Raw genomic sequence first — 1,238 nt, forward strand, 5'->3', positions numbered from 1 at the left:
TGTAAGCTCCCCTGAAAAAAAGACTGTTAGAGAATAGAAAAATGATTGATAACTTTAACAGTATATTATGAAAGGGAAACGATTCAGACCGGAGCAGATCAGTAAGATCCTTAAAGAGTTCGAGGGAGGGAAAAGCGTTCAGGAAATCACTCGCGAACATGGTGTCAGTCCTGCCTCCTTTTACAAATGGCGACAGCGATACGGTGGCCTTGACGGCAGCGAGCTAAAGCGGGTGAAGGAACTGGAAGAGGAGAACCGCAAGCTTAAGCGGATGTACGCGGAGCTTGCCCTGGACTTAGAGGCGGCCAAGGAGGTGATCGCAAAAAAGCTTTGAAGCCCTGCCAGAAGAAACAGATTGCTCAGGAATTGATGGAGTCAGGGAAAGGCATCAGCAGGGCGTGCCGGGTGTTGGGGTTGAGCAAGACCTGTTACTATTATGTCAGTACACGCGATGATAGCCAGGTGGAGTCCGCTTTAAGAAAGAAGGCGGAAGATTTTCCGCGTGAGGGTTTCTGGAAAGCGTTCAGGAGATTGCGCCGGGAAGGCCATTGCTGGAACCACAAACGGGTCCACCGGGTATACAAGCTCATTGAACTGAACATCAGGAGGAAAGCAAAGCGGAGGTTGCCGCAAAGGGTAAAGCAGCCCCTGATCAAGCCCATGTTGCCCAATGATACCTGGTCGGTGGACTTTATGAGCGACGCACTGAGCAATGGCCGCAGGTTCCGTTCTTTCAACGTGATGGACGATTTCAACAGGGAAGCACTGCATATCGAAGTGGATTATTCCCTGCGCAGTTCGCGTGTGGTCTGGGTGCTGAACCATCTGATTAAACGTAGGGGTAAGCCTGGGAAAATCAGGATGGACAACGGCCCGGAGTTCATATCCCAGCTTTTAACGGAATGGAGTATGGTCAACGGCATCGAGTTTTTATATATCCAGCCCGGAAAGCCCACGCAGAACGGTTTTGTGGAAAGATTGAACGGTACTTACCGTGATAACGTACTGGACTGCTACCTGTTTGACACCCTGGACGAAGTGAGGGAAGTTACCTGGCAATGGATGGACGATTACAACAATCACAGACCGCACGACAGCCTCGGCAATATGCCACCAACAGAATATGCTGCCCTATCCGATTTTGAAAGCGACAAACAGGCGTGTTAGGGTGTTTAGGTTTAGGTTAATTTGATGAGAATTTTGTAAAATTATGCAGTCTTAATTTGGGGAAGTCGACA

1 protein-coding gene is annotated in these 1,238 nt (G+C 49.2%); it reads left to right on the top strand.

Going from position 1 to position 1,238, the window contains the following annotated elements:
- Nucleotides 1-67: 67 nt before the first annotated feature.
- Nucleotides 68-1,167, top strand: a protein-coding gene (locus ABD873_RS05710) for an IS3 family transposase (RefSeq protein ID WP_345065857.1) whose coding sequence is annotated in 2 segments (ribosomal slippage) — nt 68-320 and nt 320-1,167 — 1,101 coding nt in all. Because the reading frame shifts where the segments join, the coding sequence is not laid out codon by codon here.
- The last annotated feature ends 71 nt before the right edge of the window (nt 1,168-1,238 follow it).

The organism is Sphingobacterium thermophilum, assembly GCF_039541675.1.
In the GTDB taxonomy this organism is placed as follows: Bacteria; Bacteroidota; Bacteroidia; order Sphingobacteriales; family Sphingobacteriaceae; genus Sphingobacterium; species Sphingobacterium thermophilum.